Here is a 15,887-nt window from a genome sequence, read left to right on the forward strand (position 1 = left end):
ATTCGTCGCGCTGTCCCAAAATTCCAGCGACTAGAAGCACAAGAAATCCCCTTTTTTTTACTTGGTTGAATTTGGAGATTCTTGATGCGACTTTGCCACAAAGAGTTGAGAGAAATAACCCAAGAGTTGTGAAAAAACCTGTTTCAAAATTTAAATCCAAAAAAGTTAAACACAGAGGTACTGGAATAAAAATTAATTCTCCTATTTTTAATATTTTAAAGCCTCCTAACCCTTAAGTAAACCGTATTGTGGTATATTCTGACAAGCTTGGCAGATATACAAGCCGCAGTTGATGCTTATGCAAAAAGATTTGGAATTGAAGAGATGTGAGCGAGACTTTAAGGGTGGAGGATATAACCTAGAAAGGACTAATCTCACAGGTGAGCGACTGAGTAAATTATTAATTTTGTTATCACTAGCATACTTGAAGAGTATAATTCAAGGGATAGAAATTAAGTCAAAGCAAGTTCAAGAATATCTAAGTAGAAAAACAGAAAATTATAGAAAATATGCACGTCATAGCACTTTTTATATGGGAATTTGGGGTGAATCATGGGTCGATTCGATGTTTAGTAATTGGCAGGTTGTTGTTGAATTAATGTCTTTGTCTCCACATAAACTACCTAATTATCAACAAGGAATAAGAGCTATGAGGCTTATTCTATTAGCGTTATAAGCGACTTGTCGCCCCGCCAGCTCAACCGGACACTAGAAATGCTCAATATTGCCTCTTATTTTTGCGGGTTCGGTGGCCCAATCTTTGAAAAATACTCGCTCGCGCGATCGCACCTGCGGAATGTGGGATATAGGCTAACTCCAAACCCCTATCTAGTAAGTTAATACCTCTCGCTAATTAAAATTCCAAAATCCAAAATTGTCTTACTTCTTCCTTTCGCTATCTAACTTCATTTCAGCCTTCGTTATTTAACCCCATTAGCTACTACTCCCAATACTTTAAAATCCGCTACCTTTAGTTGATCTAAAGCTTTGTTGACCAGACCGCGATCGGTTTTTTCTATTTTTACTATCAGCACTGTACCATCAGTTTGAGAAGCTAGTAAATGGCCGTCTGCTAAACCAATCAAAGGCGGCGTATCGTAAATGACTAAATCAAATAAGGCGAGGAATTGTTCCATTACATAGTGCATCTTTCTCGAAGAAAGTAATTTAATGGGATCAGGGGGAATAGTACCTGCTGTGAGGACAAAAAGATTGTCATCGTCGGGTAATCGCTGAATAGCCTCATTTAAGCTTAAATCCGAACTTAAAACATTACTTAAACCTTTGATATTTGATAAGCCAAGGTATGTGTGCAGTTGAGGCAAACGCATATTAGCATCCACTAATAATACTCGTTTACCAACAGCAGAAGCAGTTTTAGCTAAATAAAGTGCTACAGTGGACTTACCCTCACCTTTAATGGTCGAAGTGATGGTTAAAGAACTTATTGGGTGTTCAGCATTTAATAATTGAATATTTGTGTATAAGTAGTGAAATGCCTCGACCACAGGAAAATCTTTGTAATTTGAAACTATTATTCGTTTTAAGCTTGCACTGTTAGTATTTGAACTTACGCTAGTGAATTGAGGGGGAACCCTTTCACCTCTACGAGATTTAATTCTCATCGCTTTGGCGATCGGAATGACTCCCAAAAGAGGGCGTTTAGTTGCTGATTTAATTTCTTCTGGAGTATGGAAAACAGTATTTAAAACTTCTACTAGGAAACCTATAGCAATGCCTAGTAAAGTGCTAATAACGAGGGCAATGGCTAGGTGGCGACGGGTTGGTTTTTCTGTTACTGGGTGGAGATCACCATTTTCGTTTGTGATTAACTGTGGTTTAGATATAATTTGCCAAGAGCCATCAATTTGACCAGCATCTAGTTGTAAAGCTTTTTGTTTTTCGAGGAAGAGTTTGAGAGTATCTTTAGCTAGTTCTAGTTTTAATTGTAGGTCATCGTAGCGACGTTGAGCTTGGGGCATTTGAGTGATTTTTGCTTGCAGTAAGTTTTGGCTATTAGTTATCAATCGCTCGCGAGCTTCCAACTGTTTTAGTTGTGATTGCATCTGCAAGAGGACAGTATCAGCTTCTTTTTTCATTAAAGCGCGCAAACTTTGCTGCTTTTCCCGCAAAGATTGAATGGGAAGGCTATTTTCATAAAATTGAGTAGAGCTTAAAGCTAATTGCGACTCTATTTCATTTACTTTGCCAATTAAATTTTCATAGGATTTGGGGCTAATATCAACAATCCAACGATTATCGCCCGTTAACGCTCTTTTTTTGTAGCTTTCATATTGAAGCCTACTTTCTGCCAGTTGTCCTTGCACTTCTAGGCGACGATTAGTTAAAATATCTAGCTGATCTGATAGGCTGCGGCTGCGTAGTTCTGGTTGATTAAAGTTATACTGAACTCTTAAAATTTGTAATTCTTGTTGCAATTTATCTACTTTCTGCTGGAGTGGTGGCATTTGTCGATCAATAAAATCCATACTTTGTTTGCTAACTTTTAAACGCTCTTTTCCCATATATTCTAGGTAATATTTGGCAGTTTCATCCAGCACATATTGGAGGCGCTTGGGGTCTCGATCGCGGTAGCTAATATCTACGAGTTTAGTACCCCCCTGCTTCCCATCTCGCAAGAAAGTAACACGTTGGATAATCAAGCGACTACTGAGAATTTTATAGTCAAAATTTGGATATTTTTTCTGCAATTTATTAACTAATGGTAGTAACACTTCTGGGCTTTTTAAAACCCGCGATAAACTTTGATAATCCACCGAAGAACCTTCTTCCGCTGATGATTTAATTTTGTTCAAGTCTGTGATGCCTAAACTGTTATTTTGAGCTTGAACCAAGAGCTTTGATAGCCGATCGTCAGCCGTAATGGGTTCTGCTAAAACTGTAAATTTTCCTTCATACTCGGTAATAGATTTTTTGGCTGCCGTGAGCACGAAACTACCGCTTAAAGTAGCTATGCTGGCAGCTACTAGGCCCATCACCAGAAGGCGACGTTTGACGACAGCTAGTACCCAATTCATATCAAGAACTTGGTCATCCTCTGCTGGGGTACTAGCTAGGTAATTAGCGGAGGGAGCAGACAAATATTGACCATTAAGGTCATTCTTGAGGGAAGACAACAGTTTTTTATCCATAGCTAGAATGTTATTTAATTCCTAATTTCCGAATAGTCTGAGTAGCTCTATGAGTCGGGTGGGAACGAGAATTCCACCAATAATATTATTAACTGGTGAGAGAACAGTGTTAATGTTGTCTATCAAGATAGCATTCCTCGATCGTGCCACTATAATTATGTCATTATCTTGAATCAGTGGGTTGCTTTGAGCGTCGATTCCTTGATTCAAATTAATTGCTACTTGCGATCGGGATATAGTGCCATTAGGATTCAGCCTGATCAGTTCCACATATCTAGAGTTAGCGCGATTTTGTCTGAAACCCCCCGCACTCATAATGGCTTGATTTAAGGTAGTATTAGGAGGTAATTTGAGTCCACCCGGAGTATTGACTTCTCCGATAACGCTCACTTGCACAGTCGCCGGAGCAAAGCTAGCAGTAGCTAGAACAGAAACTTCTCCAGGGTCGATCGCCGTCGCTGTCGGGACAAAGATGATATCCCCTTCTTGTAGTATAGTATCTTGAGAGGTATCTTGTTCTTGCAAATATTGCCAGAGGTTAATAGTTCTAATTTGTTGTTGGCCACTTCTAGTATAACGTTGGAGTTGGATTTGCCGAAGATCAGCGATTGATGTGATGCCACCAGCTAGTTGTAGAGCTCGAATGATGGTCGGTTGTCCGCTGGTTCTTTCACCATTTCGGGTATCACCACCAATGGCTACATATCTACCGGGACGCTTCACCTCTCCGAATACTGAGACAGTACGGGGTTGCTCTGCTGGTATAGAAAAATTAGATTCACTAAGTTGATTTGTTTCTGCTAAATTAATGGTTTCTTGAGGGGGAACCAAGATTTGATCTCCATCTCGCAACGTGATATCTTGGCTGCTCTGACCAGTTTGTAAATAATCCCACAGATTATAAGTGATAGTTATTTCTTTGTTAGCGGTAAGCCGACGCCGCACAATTACTCGTCGAATATCAGCGCTAGCTCGAATACCCCCAGCTTTTTCTAAAGCTTGAGGAAGCGTGGGAAACTGAATTGATGGTCTAGTGCCACCTCCATTAGCTAGGGGCAATAAGTAGGAGCCGGGACGACTTATTTCACCCGATAACCAAATATTAAGCGGGCGGGCAGCTTGTAAGCTGATTGTAACTAAAGGTCTTTTTACGACCCGGCCATAAGCTCTAGTGATAACTTGGGCTGCCTGTTCTAAAGTTAATCCTTGAAGGGAAATACTACCAATAATGGGGATTTGAATAGATCCCCCAGCGGGAATTTGATACTCCCCACTAAGCTGAGGCAGATCGTAGATATCAATTCTAATATTGTCTCCACCACCTAGATAGTAGTCAGTATTAATACTTGTTGCGGGGGGGGCGGGCGACTGAGCGAGGTTGGTTTGAGGGTAGGAGAAAGTGAGTACCAGCGCCAGCAGTGGCAGTTTTAAAGCACGGAGGGTAAGCCATTTCATAGGTAGTAACAAATTTATGATAGAGGTAAAGCCATGAAAGATATTTTAAGGGTGCCGATGTTTGGGTTGATGCTATTGTGTTTAACGCTTATCGTCTTTGTGACTATTTATATTTTAGTCGCACGCCATCCCAAATTGGGTCTCACATTAGAAAAGATTTTTGTGGGGATACTTTTTTTTACCATCACTGGTGGTTCGGGGCTCACGGCAATGCCCTTTACCAAGATCCATCCTAAAGTTTTATACAATTTAGACAGTACACCCCCAACGATTATTGGTCAAATTGCTATTTATGGGGCCATGATATTAATATTATTTCCCCGATTAACTAAAACTACCCAAAAAACAGTCTCTCTAGTCATTAAATGGATAGCAGGAGACATTTTTTTAGGTTTGTTTTTGTTGCTCATGACTTTATCTGGCTTGTGGTCAGAAACTCCTGAACTTACTTTTAGGGCTATTTTGGCTATGTGGGGAATAACACTGGTTTCTATTTATGTAGGAAAAGTGTATAGTTGGTTGGAAATTTATGGATTATTGAGATGGCTAACTGGTTTATTAGCTTTATGGGGAGTTGTGAAACCAAATCCCGCACCGGACGGTTGTTGGACAGGAGTTTTTGGCCATAAAAACCCTTTTTCTTTTCAAATGGCTAATACAGCTTCCTTATGGATTTTATATGCTGTTAAAGAGCGTAAATATCGATATTTCTCATTATTTATCACTTTAATAGCTTTAATAGGATTGCAAAAAGGTTGTAGCGGTGCTAGTCGCATTTTGACAGTGGTATTAATCAGTTTGTGGAGTTATTTAGCCCTCTTAAAAAAATTACCAGTCAAATGGGCTTTTGTCTGCTTTATCTTATTTCTGGCGGGTAGTATAGGTATAAGTATTTTGGTGTTAAATAATTTAGAGGCTATTATTGTGGATGGTTTGGGAAAAGATATGACTTTAACGGGTCGGACAGACTTTTGGCCTTTAATTATTGATCGAATTAATCAAAATAGTCCCATATTTGGTTATGGGATTGCAGGATTTTGGCAGTCTTGGCGTGGCTTGGAAAATCCAGCTTACGGAATTATAGTAGCTAAATCTGGTTTTATACCACCCCACTCTCACAATGGTTTTATTGATATAATTTGCGATCTGGGTTGGTGCGGATTGTTGTTGTTTATTTTGTCATTTTTAAATAATATATTTAGAGGTATAAAGTACCTAGTTAAAGGAAGTTTTCCTGAGTCAGGTTTGCCTTTGTATTTATTAACATTTATGCTAATGACTAATTTGACAGAGGGGGGATTATTGGGGGTTGGTACTTATTGGTGTTGGTATGTAGTTTTATCGGTAAAATTGAGCTTAGATAGGACAGCTAAGGATAATCCACACGGATGATGTCAGCGTTTGGTCAGGCCTATTAGGAGAATCTTTAAACAGAATAGGCATATCCCCGACTTCTTTAAGAAGTCGGGGCTTTAACACCGATCGCGTTTTACGTTTAATTAAGTGGGATCACTGAATATGACTCGCAATTGTTTCACTCTCCACCGTTGCTTCCACTGGCCAAGAATTTTCCATCTCTAGTGTTTGTTTCGGCTGATAAACTGCCAAGTCGAACCAGAAAGTCGTACCCACATTAACTTCGCTAACTAAATTAATTTTAGTGTGGTGCTTGTCAATAATGTTTCTGACAATAGAAAGACCTAATCCCGTTCCTTCTAAAGTGTGTACTCGGTTTTCTACCCGGAAAAAGCGATCGAAGATTGCTTGTTGGTCTTCAGGATCTATGCCAATTCCAGTATCAGAAATTTCGATCCGCACTACCGGAAAATGTTTGGCATCCGGTGACAAGTTTTGCTTCCCGGATTGACCGTCTTTGTGGGTGGGCGCCTCCGACTCTAGCAAATACGCTCGAATGGCTACCTTGCCGCCGGATTGCGTAAATTTTAAGGCATTTCCTACTAAATTTGCAAATACTTGTAGTAACAAATCGTAATGACCTAAAGCAGGGGGCAAATACGGGTCAACTTCTTGCTCTAATTCAATGCCTTTATCCTTAGCATTTAACTGATAAGTCCGCAGGGTTTGTTCCACAGCTTGCGGGAGGTCAACAGCTTCCAAGTGATAAACTCGGCAGGATTCCAGTCGCGACAAGTCTAACACGTCGTTAACTAAACGAGTTAGTCGATCGGTTTCTCGATTGGCAATTTCTAGGAATTCCCGGCGCTCACTTTCTAGAAGGTCTTCTCCGTACTCGTGGAGAGTCTCGATAAAAGATTTGATATTAAATAAAGGTGTTCTCAATTCGTGAGAAACATTGCTGATAAAATTGCTTTTAGCCTCATTGAGTTCTACTTCGCGAGTAATGTCCTGCACTGTCATTGCAATGCCTTTGAGACTTTCCCGGTAATTTCCTGAACCTTGATGCTTGGAGGTTTGCTCGTAGAAAGTACACTCTACAGCTAGCGGGCGTTGTGGCTCGGTACAGGTATCTTCCTCATGGCGGATGCAGCTTTTGCACAGCGGTTCGGCACCGGGCGCTTTGTGCAGAATGACTGTAGTTAAAACAATCCGAATTGTACGGTTAACTGGTTCGCTCATCGAGATGCGAAATTCGCCGCCGTCGCGATCGCCCGCAGCTATTTCCTGCAACGGTCTCCCCAAGTCCTGCTGCACTTCCGAAGGCAAAATGTTCAGAACATTTACTCCGAGCGCATTTTTGCCTTCCCAGCCAAAAATCCGCATCCCCGTCGGATTAACTAAAATTACCTGCAAATTTGCGTCTAATAAAAGCGCGCCATCAGCAATCGTTGATACCAAAGTTTCTAACTTAGCTTTTTCCGCTGTCAGTTCTTCAATATTTTGTTCTTCATAACTTTCGAGTTTCTGGGCCATTTCATTAAAACTGCCAATTAACTCGCCCAATTCTCCACCCAAAGGGAGGTCAACTCGCTGCTTAAAATTCCCGCTGGCGATATTTTTGACCCCGAAGACTAATTGTTTGATCGGCTGAGTAATTGTCAGGGCATTAAATACAGCTCCCAAAATTACCATCACCCAAATTGTGACAAATACTGCTAAAGTGACATCCCTAGTCAGATTTGAAGAGATAACTGCTGCGGGATTGGGGTTAATGCCGATCGCCAAAACTCCCAAATATTTGTCTTCATGAATTAACGGCACAAATACATCGGTAACTTCTCCATCTGGCGTCAAATGCTGCCGCACCAAAGGCAAAGAAGTTAAATTTCTCGCCTCAATATCGGCGAGAAAATTATCGGGAAGTTTGATCTGGCGGCGCAGTGTCAGGGAAGTCTCCACCTCGGATTCCGAAAAGGGTATCCCCAGGAAAATATCCCCCGCTTCGTCTGCATAAAGCATATAGCGGACGCTGGAGGTGCTGCTGTAAAATTGGCGGGAAAAGCGGGCGACTTCGGAGCGATCGTTGTTGGCAATCAGCGGCGCCACATTTGCCGCCAACAGCAGGCCGAGGTCACGGCCGTAACGAGTATCGTTAAGTCGGGCGTCTTGCTGGATAGTATTCACGGCCCAGAAGGTCAGGCCACTCATAATTAACGACACTACGAGGGTAGCAGCGGCCATCAGGCGGGTCTGGAGGGTAAAATCCGACCACCAGCGGGCAATAATTTCTCCGATTTTGTTTAGTATGGCCAGCATTTCACCAGTTCACCCGTTCAATATTAAAAGCAAGATAAATTCAGTTGGCTTCAGATAAAATTTTCTGCTGCGACTTGTCCGCTACCGCCACCGCAGATACACCAAACTTCATTGTTACATTTCTACATTGAGATTGCTTGGCTTTCGGATGGCGGTCGATGTCGCCATTCCTAATTTTTATCGCCCAGAGCTCGGCGGCCGATGTCCCGACGGCAGTAGACCCCTTCAAATTGGATACAATCAACTGCTGCATAAGCTGTGGAGATAGCTTGTTCCAAAGTTTCTCCCGCTGCGGTGACGCCCAAAACCCGGCCGCCGTCGCTCACCAACTGCTGGTGCTTCAACTGGGTGCCGGCGTGAAACACTTCTGCTCCTTTGGCTTCAGCTTCCTCGATACCTGTAATAACTTTGCCTTTTTGATAACTTCCAGGATAGCCCCCAGAAGCCAAAACTACGCACACAGAGGCCCCCGACTTCCAGCGAATAGAAGATTCACCGAGACGCTGCTGACAGCAGGCGAGCACCAAATCTTCTAAAGGCGTTTCCAGCAGCGACAAAACCGCTTGAGTTTCGGGATCTCCGAAACGGCAGTTGAATTCTAAGACTTTTGGTTCTCCGTCGGGGGTAATCATTAAACCTGCGTAGAGTACACCCCGGTAGTCGATTTTGCGTTTTTGCAGTGCTGCGAGGGTGGGTTCGAGAATTTCTTCTTGAATCCTTTCCATGAGTTCCGGGGTGACGATGGGCGCTGGGGCGTAGGCTCCCATACCGCCGGTGTTGGCTCCCTTGTCGCCTTCGCCGATAGCTTTGTGGTCTTGGGCGGGCAGCAACGGTTCCACTGTGATGCCGTCGGTGAGGGCGAGAATCGAGACTTCTTGACCTGTTAAGAATTCTTCGACGACGACTCGGATGTTGTCGGTGCCGAATTCGCCTCGGAAAATGGTGTTGATGGCGCTGTGAGCCATTTTGACGGTGGTGGCAACGGTGACTCCTTTGCCTGATGCGAGTCCGTCTGCTTTGATGACTATGGGGGTTCCTTGTTCCAGAACGTATGCTTTGGCTGCTTCTGCGTCTGTAAATACGGCAGCTTTGGGTGTGGGTATGCCTGCTTCCAGCATCAATTCTTTGGCCCAGGATTTGCTGGATTCAATTTGGGCGCCGGCTTTGGTGGGGCCGAAAATCATCATTTTTCGCTGTTGGAAATAGTCGGCGATGCCTAGCGATAGGGGCAATTCGGGGCCGACGATGACTAATCCGATGTTGTTGACCATCACAAAGCGTTCGATGCCTTGGAAGTCGTCGATGTTGAGCGACAGATTTTGACAGCCTTGGGTGGTAGCTGTGCCGCCGTTGCCCGGTACGCAGAATACTTGTTTAATCCGCGTAGATTCTAGCAGTTTTTTTGCGATCGCGTGTTCGCGCCCTCCGTTCCCCACAACTAAAACTTTCACAGTATCCTCACCTATAAATTTTGTTCCCTGAATCTCTGATTTTCAGTGTTTGCACCTTTCTATCTGCTTTTTGCAGTGCTGTCAATTATGCCATGCTTGGCGCTAGGGAATTGCTAGATGTGGCACTTTTCTGGAGGAGTGGGGTTCGACGGCTGTTTCTCAATGGCTGAGAGCGTGCAATAATTAAAGACTTTAGCTGCCCAATTTTTCGGGGTTCTGCCTCGATTTAATCATGCAATTAAAACTATTTTCGGGCTTTTAACTCTGCAATTACTGTAATTGAGCCAGGGCCAAATAGCGATAAGATAGGCTGGTTAACTTTGCGGAATTTTACTCACATGAAATCAAATCCAACCGCTGCGAGTTCGTTTGCCAAATTTAAGCGGGTGGGCGTTGTCGGCGGCGGCCAGCTAGCTTCGATGATGGGGGAGGCTGCTAGGGCGCTCGGTATTGAATTGGTAGTACAAACTCCTAATGCTACTGACCCGGCAGTTTCTGTTGCTGCTGGTGCTGTTTTGGCTGCTGTTGATGATGTTTTGGCTACGGCTCAATTGGCGGCTGGCTGCGATGTTATTACTTTTGAAAATGAGTTTGTGGATTTGGATGGTTTGCGACCGCTAGAAGAGCAAGGTGTGTTATTTCAGCCGAGTTTGTCGTCGCTTTCTCCTTTGTTGGATAAGTACGTTCAACGCTGTTATTTACAAGGTTTGGGTTTGCCAACTCCCCGGTTTTGGGAATGGGATTGCAGCGCGGATTTGCCCCCAGAATTGTTTAAGGCGGTGGCGATGATCGACTGTCGGGCAATTTCTGTTTCCGACAGCGTGCAGATTGTAGGAGACTCGGATGCTGGATCGATCGACTTTCCCTTTGTGGTCAAAGTTCGCCGCCACGGTTATGACGGCCAAGGTACTTTTATTGTTAAGGATCGGGGGAGTTTTGAGTCAATTCGTGCTAAACTCCAAGGTCAGTCTTTGCTAGTGGAAGAGTTTGTGCCGTTCGATCGCGAGTTGGCTGTGATTGCAGCTCGATCGGCAACTGGGGAAATTGCGATTTATCCGATCGTGGAAACTCAACAGCAAAATCAGGTTTGTCATCTGGTGATTGCGCCCGCTGATATTAGTTTAGAGGTAAAAACTGAAGCTTGTGCGATCGCCCGCACTCTCCTCAACAGTTTGCAAGCTGTCGGCGTCTTCGGCATTGAATTATTTTTAACCACCGATAATAAGCTGTTAGTCAATGAAATTGCACCCCGCACCCACAACTCGGGACATTTTACGATCGATGCCTGCGAAACTTCACAATTTGAACAGCATTTGCGCGCAGTTTGTCAACTGCCTTTAGGTAATTCGGATCTGAAATGTGCAGGTGCTGTCATGGTAAATTTGCTAGGCTACGAGTCTGCCCAGTCCGATTATTTAGCAAAAAGAAAACAACTGGCACAAATTAGCGGTGCTTTTGTCCATTGGTATGGTAAGAAAGAATCGCGTCCCGGCCGCAAACTCGGTCACGTTACAGTTGTGTTCGACGCGGACAAGGTGGCTCAGGGGCGATCGCAAGCACTGGCGATCGCTCAAACCGTTGAATCTATCTGGTATGCAAGTTAAATTGCTCGAAGCTTGCCAAAATCAGGTTAGTTGGTATATATTAAATAAAGGTTCTACTGCGACGTTGGTGACTGCCAATAATGTTTTTTTGATCTATAACTCTTAACTCTCGGGAATCAAGATGTTTGGACAGCAGTAAACTGGGCTTGTACCCAGAAACTTTAAGTCCGAGCCAACGGTACCCACCTGGTAAAATACCAGGTCAAAAGCTGAGGTAAGACGGCGTTGCGGGGAGCCATTAAAAATTTGATTGAGATAAGCTGTCACGCATTTAAATTGCATATTCTGGGCGGGCGGGACGCCCACCCCACCCCAAGGGGATTGTTTTGTGACATTCAGTTTAAATGCACAACACCATCTACAACTCGAGTGCGTAGCTATCGCTGATATCACTGGCGATACCGCAACGCAGTTGCGGTGATCAGTTACGCATTTTTCTCATGCTCCCCAACGGTCAGATTGGGGCACAACTGCGAGATAATATTCCAGCTATGGCCAGTCAAGGAAGGCTTTCTACTTTTGGTGGTGGCGTGGACATTGGAGAAAGTCCACAGCAGGCAGCCCTGCGAGAAATGGAGGAAGAAACTTGCCTCACAACCAATTATTACAAAATGGAGTTGAGCACAACTTTTACTCACCAAAAGACTCAAAATGAGAGAAAAATTTTACAAAAAAACCACCTTTTTTTGGCGAGAGTGAGCGAGAGTGATAAAATAGAAATCAAAGAAGGTGTGGGTTTGGTAGTTTTGAGAAAAGATGTAGATTTTGAAAAAGTCAACGCAGGGGAAGGTACTCAAAGGGCTTGGAAATTGTTGCAGGAATATTTAAAATAAAAACTCCTACACTAAGTTTTCCCCGCGAGGGGAATGAAACTTTAATAGAGAACTTCTTTGACGATGTTGTCAAATACGAATTCAGAGTACGAATCATTACTACAACGAGCGATCGCGATCGCCGCAAAAGCTCATGAGGGGCAAGTTGATAAGGCAGGCAATCCCTATCTAGATCATCCGCTCGCTGTGATGGAAAATGTAAATTCTCTAGAGCAGAAAATCGTAGCGGTTCTACACGATGCTGTCGAAGATTCTGAACTTACACTTGAGCAACTTAGAAGCGAAGGCTTTCCGGAAGTAATCGTCTCGGCGATCGAGGCGATCACCAAAATAGAAGGAGAAGCTTATCCAGCTTATTTAGAACGTGTGATTGCCAACCCGATCGCATTGCGAGTCAAAATCGCTGATGTTACTCATAACCTCGATATTCGTCGCATCGCCAATCCGACAGAGGCAGATTTTCAACGCATTGCAAAATACAAAAAAGTCCTCCATCAGTTGCGTGCCGCCTTAAAATAATTGTTAACCGCAGATATCCGCTTTCATAGTGGCACAGGCATCTTGCCTGTGCGATATCTAGGCATCTTGCCTGTGCGATATCTAGGCATCTTACCTGTGCGATATCTAGGCATCTTACCTGTGCGATATCTGCGGTTAAAAAAATCCCGAAATCCTAAGCCATCACCATCCCCCCATCCACATTAAAAACCTGCCCGGTTATATAAGCCGCCGCCGCATCCGCAGCCAAAAACTTCACCATCCCCGCAACTTCCTCAACTTCCCCGTATCTCCCCAGCGGAATATATTTCAAAATCTCATCAGACTTGACATCCTTAGTCATATCTGTAGTGATAAAACCCGGTGCAACTGCATTCACAGTAATCCCGCGACTCGCCAACTCCTTCGCCACAGTTTTAGTAAACCCAATTACCCCAGCCTTCGCCGCACTGTAATTAGCTTGTCCGGGATTGCCCATTTGCCCAGCAACCGAAGCAATATTAATAATTCGGCCGCTTCGCTGTTTCAGCATGATTTTACTCGCAGCTTTCGCACACAAAAACACGCCAGTTAAATTCAAATCAATTACCGCTTGCCAATCTTCCAACTTCATCCGCAGCAGCAAAGTATCGCGAGTAATGCCGGCATTGTTCACCAAAATGTCAATTCGTCCCCATTTTTGCATGACATTACTGGTGAGTAAATCTACTTGGTCAGTTTTCGAGACATCTGCTGCAAGTGCGACAGCTTCTCCTCCAGCAGCGACTATTTCTGCTACCACCTCATCAGCAGCAGCACTCGAACTGGCATAGTTGACGGCGACTTTAGCGCCTTCTGCTGCTAGGGTTAAAGCAACGGCGCGACCGATTCCCCGCGACGCACCGGTCACGACAGCAACTTGACCCCGCAATCTCTGAAAAGTCTCTGGTAATAGTTCCATAATTGTATCCTCGCAATCTACCAGAGAATTTTGCACTAAAATCGAGCCAGAACCCAAAAAATTATTTTGTCTTATGGCAGTTCAAAAACAGTTCAGCAGTTTTGAAGAGTTACTATCGGGCTCTGACTTGCCGGTGTTGGTAGATTTTTACGCTACTTGGTGCGGGCCTTGTCAGATGATGGCACCGATTTTGGAACAAGTGAGTGGTCAGATGAAAGACAAGCTGATGGTTGTCAAAATTGACACCGATAAGTACGAACAGTTGGCGTCGCAGCATCACATTTATGCTTTGCCGACTTTGGTGTTGTTCAAAAATGGCGCTGAGGTCGATCGCATTGAGGGAGTGGTGCAAGCGGCGCAGTTGATTGATCGAGTGCAACCTTTCTTGTAACCGGAGCCAATTATCTCACACGTAGGGTGTGTCAGCCAATAGACATTTCCCAAAATGATATTCAAGAACAGGCAGGATGCCTGTTCCACAACAATTATGGGAGATGTCTAATATCTGATTCATTATGAATAAGATAATCCTAGTTGACGCTCCCTACTGATGAAGACTCCCAGCCACGCTATTATCAATCTGGCAATTCTTGGCAAACCGCAACTGCCGCAAGCTAATCTCATTATTGCGATCGGCGGAATTTTGCCGGATATTCCGATATTTTTATTTTACGTTTGGGCGAAATACATTGCTCGCTTGCCCGCAGCTACAATTTGGTCAAAAGCATATTATGAGCCTTTTGTGCAAGATATTGTGGCTCTGTTTCATTCAATTCCCCTTGCGGTTATTGGTTTGCTAATTGCTTATTACTTTGGCTGGCAAAGTGTGCAAATTTTGTTTATCAGTATGATACTACACTCTCTGGGGGATTTGCCCGTCCACAATGACGACGCTCACAGGCACTTTTTTCCGTTCAGCAATTACCGTTTTATCAGTCCGTTTTCTTATTGGGATAGGAAGCACTACGGGTCAATTGTTTCTGTGGTGGAAATGTTGTTAGTGCTGCTGTCAACTTACCGCGTTTTGGGTTTTGTTAATTCTTATGTTGGAAAAACGTTGTTGATTTTGGTGAATGGTTTTTACTGGGCTGGCGCGGTTTATTTTCAGGTGCGACATTTATTTAAATAAATTCACTTCCCAAAGATGAAACATGAATTCAAAATTACCAATTAGCAATTAGGAATTAGCAATTACCATATTGTTAACTACGCCGAATATTAAAACAACACCAATCTTGGCGCTTCCACAGAGTAGCGACAATCCAGCCATGCTGTTCGAGAGTATCAGCAATTGGCTTAGCTTGTTCGAGCAAAATGCCGCTGAGCACGCCCCAAGTAGTGGGTTTGCTAATTGCAGTGAACTGCGGGATTAAATCAATGATTACTTCTGCTAAAATGTTGCAGATCAAACCGTCGATCGGCTCATCTACCATTTCTTTCAAGCGATCGATACTTCCGAGCTCTGCAACCAACTGCTGAGAATTAACGCGGTTGAGTAGTCTGTTGCTAATGGTCGATCGCACAGCCAAAGGATCAGTATCCAAAGCATAAACTTTTGTAGCGCCCAACAACACCGCGCCGATCGACAAAATACCCGATCCGCAGCCGATATCAGCAACGATGCACTCTTTGTCATCAAAACCGAGCCGCATTTCCAGCGACTCCAGACAAAGTTGAGTAGTAGCGTGAGCACCAGTACCGAAAGCCACACCCGGATCTAAACGCAAAATGACGCGATCGGTATCAGTCGGTGGGGGCAGCCAAGCCGGATTAATTAAAAAGCGATCGCCCACTTCTTGAGGCTGCCAGTGCTCCTTCCAAGTGCTGCCCCAGTCTTCATCTTCAATCAAATCCCACTGCATCGCAGGTAGGGGCAAACCTGCACACAGAGCATCTTGGCGCAGCCACAGAGACAGAGCGGCCAAATCCAGCAATCCTGCCTGTTCTTCGGGCAAATAAGCCGACATCAGGCAGGAATTGCTTTTGATCTCAGTAGCAGTTCCCTGACAGTTAAATCGTTCCAGACGCCAAAAGATGATATCTTCCAGCGCCGGATCGCAAAGAATTCTAATTTCCCACCAGCTATGTGCCATAACGATTTTAGATTTTAGATTTTAGATTTTAGATTGCGAGAGGGGAACTGGAGACTGGGAAGTGGGGAGTGAGGAAGGAGGATTGGCTAATAGAAAAATTCCCGCTTTCAGGCCAATTACCAATGACCAATTACCCATTACCAATTATCAGCCCTGGCATCCAAAATCTAAACTCCAAAATCCGTC

Annotated in this window: 14 protein-coding genes and 1 other RNA gene; 9 read left to right on the forward strand and 6 right to left on the reverse strand. The window is 44.0% G+C overall.

Annotation, left to right across the window (positions count from 1 at the left end):
- Together QUB11_RS19210 and QUB11_RS19215 are read left to right on the forward strand one after the other, a co-directional pair.
- Positions 1-236 (forward strand): hypothetical protein (locus QUB11_RS19210; protein WP_333391395.1); only part of this gene is annotated, 236 nt, incomplete at its 5' end.
- Between the two features lie 62 nt (positions 237-298).
- On the forward strand, positions 299-676 hold the full coding sequence (locus tag QUB11_RS19215; protein WP_333391397.1) for a hypothetical protein: 378 nt from the start codon (positions 299-301) through the stop codon (positions 674-676).
- Between the two features lie 244 nt (positions 677-920).
- Here QUB11_RS19215 and QUB11_RS19220 read toward each other — a convergent pair whose 3' ends face one another.
- Both QUB11_RS19220 and QUB11_RS19225 read right to left on the reverse strand, forming a co-directional pair.
- On the reverse strand, positions 921-2,855 hold the full coding sequence (locus QUB11_RS19220; protein ID WP_333391399.1) for a polysaccharide biosynthesis tyrosine autokinase: 1,935 nt from the start codon (positions 2,853-2,855) through the stop codon (positions 921-923).
- A 318-nt stretch (positions 2,856-3,173) separates the two neighbouring features.
- Complete coding sequence (locus QUB11_RS19225) at positions 3,174-4,607, reverse strand: SLBB domain-containing protein (RefSeq protein ID WP_333206279.1); 1,434 nt, start codon at positions 4,605-4,607, stop codon at positions 3,174-3,176.
- A gap of 33 nt (positions 4,608-4,640) precedes the next feature.
- Here QUB11_RS19225 and QUB11_RS19230 point away from each other — a divergent pair, with 33 nt between their 5' ends.
- Positions 4,641-5,999: an O-antigen ligase family protein gene (locus QUB11_RS19230; protein WP_333206278.1), complete on the forward strand. Its 1,359-nt coding sequence runs from the start codon at positions 4,641-4,643 to the stop codon at positions 5,997-5,999.
- 117 nt (positions 6,000-6,116) lie between these two features.
- Here QUB11_RS19230 and QUB11_RS19235 read toward each other — a convergent pair whose 3' ends face one another.
- Together QUB11_RS19235 and purD are read right to left on the reverse strand one after the other, a co-directional pair.
- Positions 6,117-8,282, reverse strand: a complete 2,166-nt coding sequence (locus tag QUB11_RS19235; RefSeq protein WP_333206277.1) for an ATP-binding protein — start codon at positions 8,280-8,282, stop codon at positions 6,117-6,119.
- 170 nt (positions 8,283-8,452) lie between these two features.
- Positions 8,453-9,733, reverse strand: coding sequence for a phosphoribosylamine--glycine ligase (gene purD, locus QUB11_RS19240; RefSeq protein WP_333206275.1), 1,281 nt, complete (start codon positions 9,731-9,733; stop codon positions 8,453-8,455).
- A 338-nt stretch (positions 9,734-10,071) separates the two neighbouring features.
- Here purD and QUB11_RS19245 point away from each other — a divergent pair, with 338 nt between their 5' ends.
- From QUB11_RS19245 to QUB11_RS19260, 4 genes are all read left to right on the forward strand, one after another.
- Entirely contained in the window at positions 10,072-11,337 is a 1,266-nt protein-coding gene (locus QUB11_RS19245) for a 5-(carboxyamino)imidazole ribonucleotide synthase (RefSeq protein WP_333206274.1), read from the forward strand.
- A 50-nt stretch (positions 11,338-11,387) separates the two neighbouring features.
- Positions 11,388-11,575: non-coding RNA, 6S RNA (gene ssrS, locus QUB11_RS19250), on the forward strand.
- A 202-nt stretch (positions 11,576-11,777) separates the two neighbouring features.
- Entirely contained in the window at positions 11,778-12,170 is a 393-nt protein-coding gene (locus QUB11_RS19255; RefSeq protein WP_333206273.1) for an NUDIX domain-containing protein, read from the forward strand.
- Positions 12,171-12,233: 63 nt separating this feature from the next.
- Positions 12,234-12,689 (forward strand): HD domain-containing protein, encoded by a 456-nt coding sequence (locus tag QUB11_RS19260; RefSeq protein WP_333206272.1) that lies wholly within the window; start codon positions 12,234-12,236, stop codon positions 12,687-12,689.
- 154 nt (positions 12,690-12,843) lie between these two features.
- On the opposite strand, the gene fabG is transcribed toward QUB11_RS19260, so the two are convergent.
- Complete coding sequence (gene fabG, locus QUB11_RS19265) at positions 12,844-13,608, reverse strand: 3-oxoacyl-[acyl-carrier-protein] reductase (protein WP_333155097.1); 765 nt, start codon at positions 13,606-13,608, stop codon at positions 12,844-12,846.
- A 73-nt stretch (positions 13,609-13,681) separates the two neighbouring features.
- Here fabG and trxA point away from each other — a divergent pair, with 73 nt between their 5' ends.
- Both trxA and QUB11_RS19275 read left to right on the forward strand, forming a co-directional pair.
- Complete coding sequence (gene trxA, locus QUB11_RS19270; RefSeq protein WP_333155098.1) at positions 13,682-13,999, forward strand: thioredoxin; 318 nt, start codon at positions 13,682-13,684, stop codon at positions 13,997-13,999.
- Positions 14,000-14,158: 159 nt separating this feature from the next.
- On the forward strand, positions 14,159-14,737 hold the full coding sequence (locus QUB11_RS19275; protein ID WP_333155099.1) for a hypothetical protein: 579 nt from the start codon (positions 14,159-14,161) through the stop codon (positions 14,735-14,737).
- A gap of 73 nt (positions 14,738-14,810) precedes the next feature.
- Here the strand turns inward: QUB11_RS19275 and prmA are convergent, their stop codons facing one another.
- Positions 14,811-15,701, reverse strand: a complete 891-nt coding sequence (prmA, locus tag QUB11_RS19280) for a 50S ribosomal protein L11 methyltransferase (RefSeq protein WP_333206271.1) — start codon at positions 15,699-15,701, stop codon at positions 14,811-14,813.
- Positions 15,702-15,887 lie beyond the last annotated feature (186 nt).

The organism is Microcoleus sp. B6-A1 (genome assembly GCF_036705085.1).
Lineage (GTDB): Bacteria > Cyanobacteriota > Cyanobacteriia > Cyanobacteriales > Microcoleaceae > Microcoleus.

Excerpts from the sequence above, each read along its gene's own strand:
- QUB11_RS19215 (WP_333391397.1), top strand. The coding sequence starts at position 299 with ATGCAAAAAGATTTGGAATTGAAGAGATGTGAGCGAGACTTTAAGGGT.
- QUB11_RS19225 (WP_333206279.1), bottom strand. The coding sequence starts at position 4,607 with ATGAAATGGCTTACCCTCCGTGCTTTAAAACTGCCACTGCTGGCGCTG.
- QUB11_RS19230 (WP_333206278.1), top strand. The coding sequence starts at position 4,641 with ATGAAAGATATTTTAAGGGTGCCGATGTTTGGGTTGATGCTATTGTGT.
- QUB11_RS19235 (WP_333206277.1), bottom strand. The coding sequence starts at position 8,282 with ATGCTGGCCATACTAAACAAAATCGGAGAAATTATTGCCCGCTGGTGG.
- QUB11_RS19245 (WP_333206274.1), top strand. The coding sequence starts at position 10,072 with ATGAAATCAAATCCAACCGCTGCGAGTTCGTTTGCCAAATTTAAGCGG.
- QUB11_RS19255 (WP_333206273.1), top strand. The coding sequence starts at position 11,778 with ATGCTCCCCAACGGTCAGATTGGGGCACAACTGCGAGATAATATTCCA.
- QUB11_RS19260 (WP_333206272.1), top strand. The coding sequence starts at position 12,234 with ATGTTGTCAAATACGAATTCAGAGTACGAATCATTACTACAACGAGCG.
- fabG (WP_333155097.1), bottom strand. The coding sequence starts at position 13,608 with ATGGAACTATTACCAGAGACTTTTCAGAGATTGCGGGGTCAAGTTGCT.
- trxA (WP_333155098.1), top strand. The coding sequence starts at position 13,682 with ATGGCAGTTCAAAAACAGTTCAGCAGTTTTGAAGAGTTACTATCGGGC.
- QUB11_RS19275 (WP_333155099.1), top strand. The coding sequence starts at position 14,159 with ATGAAGACTCCCAGCCACGCTATTATCAATCTGGCAATTCTTGGCAAA.
- prmA (WP_333206271.1), bottom strand. The coding sequence starts at position 15,701 with ATGGCACATAGCTGGTGGGAAATTAGAATTCTTTGCGATCCGGCGCTG.